This window comes from Methylobacterium platani (assembly GCF_001653715.1).
GTDB classification, from domain to species: domain Bacteria; phylum Pseudomonadota; class Alphaproteobacteria; order Rhizobiales; family Beijerinckiaceae; genus Methylobacterium; species Methylobacterium platani.
This window is the reverse complement of record NZ_LWHQ01000051.1, coordinates 20,526-28,199: the sequence shown is the minus strand read 5'-3', so window position 1 is coordinate 28,199 and position 7,674 is coordinate 20,526. Positions and strand designations below refer to the sequence as shown.

Below are 7,674 nucleotides of genomic sequence, written 5' to 3'. Positions count from 1 at the left end.
GACCGCCCGCTCGAAGGCATCGGCCATCTCGCGCATGCCGGCGCGGCGCTGCGCCTCGGTCGAGGCGCGGGCGAGCGCGGCGTCCTCCTCCAGGGCGCGGGCGCGGATCAGCCCGTCCTTGAACACCTGCACGGCGCGGGCCATCCGGCCGACCTCGTCGCGCCGCTGAGTGCCGGCCACCGCCACGGCGGTGTCGCCGGCGGCGAGCCGCTCCATGGTGCGCGCCATCGCGACGACCGGGCCGGCAACGCCGCGCTGCAGGATCAGCCAGGCGAGGACGAGCGCGACCGCGGCCGCCGTCGCGGCCACGGCGATCGTCGTCGTCCGGGCCCCCTCGCCGGCGGCGGCCGCCGTCGCGCTCGCCTCCCGCATCATCGCCTCGGCGTTGGATTCGATCGCGGCGAGCGCCCGGCCTGCCTCCGCGAGCGCGGGGTCGACGCGCTCGCGGCCGACCCGGAGGGCCTGGTCCTGCTGGCTGCCGAAGGTCTTGGTGATGACGTCGTCGGTCGCCTCGAAGGCCTGGTTGAACCGGGTCAGGACCTGGCCTGCCTGCGTGCCCGCCTCGGGCATCAGGGCCTTCAGCCGGTCGAGCCGGCCCGGCAGGGCCGCCGCGATCGCCTTGGTCTCCTTCTCGAGGGCGTCGAGCTCGGTCATCGAACTCTCCGAGACGATGCGGTTCACCACGGCGCCGTAGCGCGCGAGGGCGAGCTGGACCTCGGAGGCCGCCCGGCCCGCCGCCACCTCGCGGCCGAGCACGCCCTGGTAGGTCTCGGCGATGAGGCTCATGCGCGACAGGGAGAAGCCGCACAGGCCCGCCAGCAGGACGAGCAGCAGCCCGACGGGGATCGCCGCCTTGGCGAGGATCCGCATGTTGTCGAGGCGGAGGGAGACGAGATGGGGACGGGACACCGTGCCGCTCCGTTGGGGCAAACTCGCCCGAACATGAGCTGACACGCTTGACGTCGGATTAATGTCCTGCCGGATGCCGGCGCGGACTATTCCTCCCGGTCGGCGCGGCGCAGCGACCGGACCAGGCTGCCGCCCTCGTCCACCAGCCACGGGGCGTTCACCGGCGCGTCGGCCGGGTTCGTCTCGCGGGCATTGGCGAGGCGCACCGCGTGCTGCCGGTCGGCCGAGGTGATGATCTCGTCGATCGGCGGGGCCCCGATCGCCCCGTCCGGGGCGCGCACGGCCCCGCGCAGCCGATATGACGGGTCGTCCCGGCGGAGGGGCCGCGACGGGACCGGGCACGGACGGGGAAACCGGACCGTGCCCGGCCCGCGACCGTTCCGGACGCCTCGGGGGATAGCGCCGGAACGATGGGGGATGCCCGCGCCGGGTCGCGCGGGCGGAGCGGGGCCGCGCGGTCAGGCGTCGCCGAACTCGTGCTTGAGGTCGAGGGCCAGCCGGTCGCGGGCGCGGCTGACCCGGCTCTTCACGGTGCCGGCGGGGCAGCCGATCAGGTCCGCGGCGGCCTCGTAGGACAGGCCCTCGACCGCGACCAGCACCAGCGCCTCGCGCTGCGCCGGCTCGAGCCGGTCGAGGGCGCCCTGCAGGTCGCGCAGGGTCGCCTTGTGCTCCTGCTCCGCGGCGCTCGCGAGGGCGGCGGCGTGGGCGCCGTCGGGATCGGGCACCTCGAGCCGGTGCTTGCGGCGCCCGTTGAAGAAGCCGTTGCGCAGGATCGCGAACAGCCAGGCCGGGAGGCTGGTGCCGGCGACGAACTGGCGCCGGTGCTCCCAGGCCTTGAGCAGGGTGTGCTGCACCAGGTCGTCGGCATCGGCGCCGTGACGGGTGAGCGACTGGGCATAGCGGCGCAGGCGCGGCACCGCACCGAGCAGCTCGTCCTTGAAGCCGGCCGGGACCTCGCGCCCGGCCTGGGCGGCATCGAGCGCCCGGGTCAGCCGCGCCAGGACGTCGCCGAGGCGCGAGCCGGGCTCGGGCGCGGCGGCCTCGGAATAGTACTGCCGCAGGAGGATGCCGAGATGCGACTGCATCAGGGCGATGGCGGCGTCCGATGCGGCGACCGGTTCGCGCGGCGCGTCGTTGGTTCGCACGGCAGGGGCTCGTCAAACGATCCGTCGATCGGACTAGACCGGTCGTCCCACCGGGCTAGTCCCGTGGGGCAGTACGCCGGCCCGGCGGGGACGCGACTTATCTTTGGTCGCCCGCAATTACGTCAATGATACGATTCTACCGGTGAATCTCGCTGCCCCGAGGGAACCCGCTAGCGCGCGATCCGTTTGTGCTCCGCTGCCCGAGAGGCGGCGGGGCCAGGCCGCCGGCCTGGCGATGCAGGAACAGAATCGGCGCCGCCGACCCGGCGGCGAGACCGACAGGGGATCGAGCGAGCCGTGACCGCAGGCGTCGACAGGCATGAACTCCGGCAGATCATCGCCGGCCTCAGCGAGGGCGTGATCCTGGTCGAGCCCGACCAGACCATCGCCTACGCCAACGAGGCAGCCCTGGCGATGCACGGCGCCGAGAGCCTGGACGAGATCGGCCCGACGGTCGACGCCTACCGGGAGCGCTTCGCCCTGCGCTACCGCAACCATCGCGCGCCGGAGAACTATCCGATCGAGCGCGTGGTCGCCGGCGAGCGCTTCCACGACGTGGTGGTGGAGGTGACCCGCACCGACAAGCCGGATGTCGGCTTCGTGCATTCCCTGCGCAGCCTCGTCGCCACCGACCGGGAGGGCAACCCGAGTTGCCTGGCCTTGATCCTCAAGGACGTCTCGGACCAGTTCGAGGCCGAGGAGCGCTTCGAGCGCACCTTCAACGCCAATCCGGCCCCGGCGGTCATCACCCGGCTCTCCGACCTGCGCCACGTCAAGGTCAATGCCGGCTTCCTCGAGATGACCGGCTACACCCGCGACGCCGTGATCGGCCGCAGCGTTTACGAGGTCGACGTGCTGGCCAATGCCCGCAACCGCGACCTCGCGGTGTCGCGGCTCGACCAGGGCGGCACGATCCCCCAGATGGAGGCGCGCCTCGAGCTGCCCGACGGCGGCAGCCGCTTCGTCATCGTCGCCGGCCAGCCGATGGAGATGGGCGACGAGCCCTGCATGCTGTTCACCTTCGCCGACCTGGAGCTGCGGCGGAAGGCCGAGACGGCCCTGCGCCAGAGCGAGGAGCGCTTCGCCAAGGCGTTCCGCCTCACCCCGGTCCCGACCCTGCTGGCCCGGGCCAGGGACTTCCAGGTCACCAGCATCAACGAGGCCTTCGGCCGGGTCTTCGGCCACGGCGAGGACCGGGTGGTCGGCCGCACGCCGTCGGAAATCGGGCTCTGGGTCTCGGACGGGCAGCGCCGGCGCTTCGAGGACGGTCTCGTGCGCTCCGGCTACGTCCTGGGGCTGGAAGTGTGCCTGCGCCACGAGAACGGCGCCGACCTCGATTGCATGGTCTCGGCCGAACGCGTCACCATCAACGACGACGAGTTCGTGCTGATGGTCTTGCAGGACATCACCGAGCGCAAGCACACCGAGCGCGAGCTGTTCGACGCGATCGAGACGGTGATGGCCGACACCTCGTGGTTCAGCCGAGGCCTGATCGAGAAGCTCGCGAATCTCCGCCGGCCGGGGCGCGAGGCACCCGGCGCCGCGGTGCCGGACCTGACGCTGCGCGAACGCCAGATCCTGAACCTGATCTGCAGCGGGCTCGACGACGACGGGATCGCCCGCAAGCTCGGCCTGTCGCGCAACACCGTGCGCAACCACGGTGCCGCGCTCTACCGCAAGCTCGGCGTGCATCGCCGGACGGAGGTGATCCTGTGGGGCCGCGAGCACGGCTTCCCGCTCCAGGCATCCGGTAGCTGAATTTCAGCCTACCGGTAGTTTCATACCATTGAAGGTGCGCGACGAGCCCACATCTTCGCGTCGGTCGGGGTTTCTCAGTCGTCACGAGGTGCTCATGACCAAGCGCGCGCCAACAACTTCCACCGAGAAAGTCAAAGGCTCGGTGAAGGAGGCCATCGGCAAGCTCACCGGCGATGTCCGGGTCCAGACCGAGGGCCGGCGCCAGAAGGACGAGGCGACCGACCCGAAGGGGGCCGGACCTCGCCAGACCTGACGCCACACGGCATCCGGCGCCCCGCGTGGGCGCCGCGTCACGGCAACCGAAACCAGAGGAGAATCCCATGATCGACACGGATCGCATCACCGGCGCCGCCAAGGAACTCGGCGGCAAGATTCAGGGCGCCGTCGGCGACCTGACCGGCTCGCACCGCGACTCGGCCGAGGGCCGCTTCCGCGAGGCGCAGGGCGCCGCGGAGAACGTCTACGGCCAGGCCAAGGACACCGTCCGCCACGCCGCCGACCGGGCGCAGGATTACGCCGGCCAAGCCTCCGGACGAGCCCAGGACTACGCCGACCAGGCCCAGGACTACGCCGAGGACGCCTACGAGCGCGGCAGCCACTACCTGCGCCGCGGCACCCGCCAGGTGAGCCACCAGGTCGCCGAGTACCCGCTCGCCTCGCTGGTGATCGCCGGCCTCGTGGGCTTCGGCCTCGGCCTCCTGGTCAACGCCAACCGCGACTGACCTCGCGCCCTTCGTCGCGGACGGACGCCGCGCATCCCGGACCCGGCGCGGGAGAGCGCCCGGGGCCGGGCCCGTCCCGACCTCGCGATGCCCGTTCCAAGAACCACGTGTTGAACGACCCGGAGTAACGACGTGACCCTTCAGACCCCCATCTCCCCCCTCGCGACCGCGGGCCAGGCCGATACCCGCGCGGTCCTGCTCAATCAGGTCTCCTGGGGCGCCATCTTCGCCGGTGCCGTAACCGCCCTGGTGACGCAGGTGATCCTCAACCTCGTCGGCGTCGGCGTCGGGCTGTCCTCGGTCGGCGTCAACGCCACCGACAACCCGGCCGCCTCGACCCTGTCGACCGGGGCGGGCCTGTGGTTCGTGGTCTCGGGCATCGTCGCCTCGCTCGTCGGCGGCGCCATCGCGGGCCGGCTCTCCGGCAAGCCGCTGCCGGGGGCGGCCGCCCTGCACGGCCTCGTCTCCTGGGCGGTGACGACCCTGGTGGTGATCTACCTCGTGACCTCGGCGGCGAGCGGCCTCGTCGGCGGCACGCTGAGCACGGTCTCGAGCACGCTCGGCGGTGCCGGCAACCTCGTCGGCGGCACGGTGCAGACCGCCGCCCAGGCCGCGGCCCCGTCGCTGTCGAAGGTCCAGAACCCGCTCGAGGGCATCGAGGACAAGGTGCGCCAGCAGGCCGCCGGCCAGGACCCGCAGGCTGCCCGCGACGCGGCGGTCGCCGCCGTGCGCGCCGTGCTGACCGGTGACGCGGCCCAGAAGGAGCAGGCCAAGACCCGCGCCGCCGACGCGCTCGCCAAGGCCCAGAACATCTCGCCCGACCAGGCCAAGGCGCAGATCGACGACTACCAGAAGCAGTACGAGCAGGCGGTCGCCACCGCCAAGCAGAAGGCCGAGGCCGCGGCCGTGACCGCCAAGTCGGCCGCCACGCAGGGCGCCTTCTACGCGGCCATCGCGCTGCTGCTCGGCGCCGCCGCCGCCTTCTTCGGCGGCCGCCTCGGCGCCCCGAAGCTGGTCGGCGCCGACACCACCACCCGCCGCGTCTGAGGCGGTCCGGCCCCCGCCGCCCGGCGGGGGCCGCCCTCCCCCTCCCTCCACCCGCCATCCCGCAGGAGAGTTCGATGAGCAGCACCACCGACAAGCTCAAGGGCCTTGCCAACGAGGCCGTCGGCAACGTCAAGCAGGGCGTCGGCCAGGTCACCGGCAACGACCGTCTCGTCGCCGAGGGCAAGGCCCAGGAGCTCAAGGGCGAAGCCCAGCGCACCGTCGGCGAGGTCAAGGACGGCGTGAAGAACGTCGCCGACAGCCTGACGGGCCGCCGCTGAAGGGCGGCACGTCGGGCGCACCGGGCGGTGGGACCGTCCCGCCGCCCGTTTCCCGAGACTCAGGAGGACAGCATGAACCGGGACGAGTTCCGTGGCGCGTCGCGTCACCTGAAGGGCCGCGTGCAGACCGCGATCGGCGGCCTCACGGGCGACCCCGTCCGCCAGGTCCGCGGCGCGGCCAACCAGGTGGCCGGCGGCGCGCAATACACCTACGGCCGCGCCCGCGACCAGGCCGAGGATCTCATCGACGACGGGCGCCATCTCGCCCGCGAGGCCCGCGAGCGGGCCGAGCACTTCACCGACACGGCCCGCGAGCGGGCGGAGTCCCTGGCCGGCACGGCCCGCGAGCGGGCCGACGGGCTCGTCGAGGACGGCCGCCACGCCGCCCGCGCGGTCCATCGCCGCGGGCAGGCCTACGGAGAGCGCGCCGCGCGTTACGCCGAAGGCCACCGCACCAACACCCTCATCGGGCTGGCCGCCCTCGCCTTCGCGGCGGGCTGGCTCGTCCGCCGCTCGCGCTGACCCCCGACCGCGCCGATCCGACAGGAGACCCGCCATGCTACGCAAGATCTTCACGCTCTTCGTCCTGCCACGGCTGATCGCCTATCTCGGCCGGCGCGGCTCGCGCCCGCGTCCGGGCCGGACGTACTGACATTCGGGCGAGGGGGAGACCCGAACTCCCCTCGCTGCCTCCGCCGGTCCCGCGGCCCGGCGGGCGGCACCACTCCGAGCTGCGACGGGTGCGGGCCGCCGAACCAACCCGGCGCTCCCGCGGTTGAGACGCCATGGCTGCCCGCATCCACTCCCCCACCCTTTCCCCCGTCGCCGGCCTCGCCCTGGCCGGAGCCGCGTTGCTCGGGGCCGGCGCGGTCGAGACCAACCGCCGGGCCAGGGCGGCCGAGCGCGCGACGCCGCCGGTCGGGCGCTTCGTCGAGGTCGGCGGCACGCGGCTGCACGTGCTGGAGCGCGGCAGCGGGCCGGCGCTGGTCCTGCTGCACGGCAACGGCAGCCTGATCCAGGACTGGCTCGTCAGCGGCCTCGTCGAGCGGGCCGCTGAAACGCACAGGGTCGTCGTCGTCGACCGGCCGGGCTTCGGCTACAGCGCGCGGCCGCGCAGCCGGATCTGGACGCCCGCGATGCAGGCCGGGCTGATCCGGGGCGCCCTGCACAGCCTGGGCGTGAGCGAGGCCGTCGTGCTCGGCCATTCCTGGGGAACGCAGGTGGCGATCGCGCTCGCCCTGCAGGACCCGGGCCGAGTGCGGGCCCTGATCCTCGAATCCGGCTACTACTTCCCCACGCCCCGGCTCGACGGCGTGCTCTTCGCTCCGCAAGGTCTGCCGGGCCTGGGCGACCTCGTCAGCCACACCGTCGCGCCGGTCGCGGGCCGCCTGCTCTGGCCGCGCATCCTGTCCCGCCTGTTCGGCCCGGCCCCGGTGCCGGAGCGCTTCGCCCGGGACTTTCCGGTCGAGATGGTGCTGCGGCCCTCACAGCTGCGCAGCGCCGCGGCCGAATCGGCCCTGCTGGTGCCGGACGCCTTCGCGCTGCGGCCGCATTACGGCGAGCTGCGGATGCCCGTGACGATCCTGTCCGGCACCGGCGACCGCCTGGTCTCCCACGCCGACCAGTCGGCAGCGCTCCACCGGCGGATCCCCGGAAGCCGACTCGTCGCGGTCGAGGGCGCCGGCCACATGCTGCATCACATCGCGCCCGACCGGATTCTGGCCGCCATCGCGGCGGCCTCGAACGATTCCTGCGGACATCCGGCCCGTCCGTGACGGCGCGGCGGTTCGCAGACGGTCCCGGTCTCGGCTAGGA

10 protein-coding genes are annotated in these 7,674 nt (G+C 73.2%); 7 read left to right on the top strand and 3 right to left on the bottom strand.

The features are described 5' to 3' along the window. The 3 genes from A5481_RS24940 to A5481_RS24930 all read right to left on the bottom strand — a co-directional run. The coding region (locus tag A5481_RS24940) for a HAMP domain-containing protein (RefSeq protein WP_156655650.1) at positions 1-909 on the bottom strand (909 nt) is incomplete at its 3' end. 86 nt (positions 910-995) lie between these two features. Continuing rightward, on the bottom strand, positions 996-1,190 hold the full coding sequence (locus tag A5481_RS24935; protein WP_245239034.1) for a hypothetical protein: 195 nt from the start codon (positions 1,188-1,190) through the stop codon (positions 996-998). A 177-nt stretch (positions 1,191-1,367) separates the two neighbouring features. Next, complete coding sequence (locus tag A5481_RS24930) at positions 1,368-2,054, bottom strand: sigma-70 family RNA polymerase sigma factor (protein ID WP_048435684.1); 687 nt, start codon at positions 2,052-2,054, stop codon at positions 1,368-1,370. 297 nt (positions 2,055-2,351) lie between these two features. Between A5481_RS24930 and A5481_RS24925 the strand changes: the two genes are divergently transcribed. From A5481_RS24925 to A5481_RS24900, 7 genes are all read left to right on the top strand, one after another. Then, positions 2,352-3,812, top strand: a complete 1,461-nt coding sequence (locus tag A5481_RS24925; RefSeq protein ID WP_048435683.1) for a helix-turn-helix transcriptional regulator — start codon at positions 2,352-2,354, stop codon at positions 3,810-3,812. Between the two features lie 94 nt (positions 3,813-3,906). Continuing rightward, positions 3,907-4,065: a CsbD family protein gene (locus A5481_RS32780; RefSeq protein WP_082173307.1), complete on the top strand. Its 159-nt coding sequence runs from the start codon at positions 3,907-3,909 to the stop codon at positions 4,063-4,065. A 67-nt stretch (positions 4,066-4,132) separates the two neighbouring features. Next, complete coding sequence (locus A5481_RS24920; protein WP_048435682.1) at positions 4,133-4,534, top strand: CsbD family protein; 402 nt, start codon at positions 4,133-4,135, stop codon at positions 4,532-4,534. Between the two features lie 132 nt (positions 4,535-4,666). Beyond that, the gene (locus A5481_RS24915; RefSeq protein WP_064504397.1) at positions 4,667-5,581 is read left to right on the top strand and encodes a hypothetical protein; all 915 of its coding nucleotides are present in this window, start codon (positions 4,667-4,669) and stop codon (positions 5,579-5,581) included. A gap of 74 nt (positions 5,582-5,655) precedes the next feature. Then, positions 5,656-5,859, top strand: a complete 204-nt coding sequence (locus A5481_RS24910; RefSeq protein WP_064504396.1) for a CsbD family protein — start codon at positions 5,656-5,658, stop codon at positions 5,857-5,859. Between the two features lie 72 nt (positions 5,860-5,931). Next, entirely contained in the window at positions 5,932-6,381 is a 450-nt protein-coding gene (locus A5481_RS24905; RefSeq protein ID WP_048436686.1) for a CsbD family protein, read from the top strand. A 263-nt stretch (positions 6,382-6,644) separates the two neighbouring features. Continuing rightward, entirely contained in the window at positions 6,645-7,634 is a 990-nt protein-coding gene (locus A5481_RS24900) for an alpha/beta fold hydrolase (RefSeq protein ID WP_048436687.1), read from the top strand. The last annotated feature ends 40 nt before the right edge of the window (positions 7,635-7,674 follow it).

What these genes read in the sequence shown, in the direction of transcription:
- A5481_RS32780 (WP_082173307.1), top strand. Translation starts at nt 3,907, where the DNA reads ATGACCAAGCGCGCGCCAACAACTTCCACCGAGAAAGTCAAAGGCTCG.
- A5481_RS24920 (WP_048435682.1), top strand. Translation starts at nt 4,133, where the DNA reads ATGATCGACACGGATCGCATCACCGGCGCCGCCAAGGAACTCGGCGGC.
- A5481_RS24910 (WP_064504396.1), top strand. Translation starts at nt 5,656, where the DNA reads ATGAGCAGCACCACCGACAAGCTCAAGGGCCTTGCCAACGAGGCCGTC.
- A5481_RS24905 (WP_048436686.1), top strand. Translation starts at nt 5,932, where the DNA reads ATGAACCGGGACGAGTTCCGTGGCGCGTCGCGTCACCTGAAGGGCCGC.
- A5481_RS24900 (WP_048436687.1), top strand. Translation starts at nt 6,645, where the DNA reads ATGGCTGCCCGCATCCACTCCCCCACCCTTTCCCCCGTCGCCGGCCTC.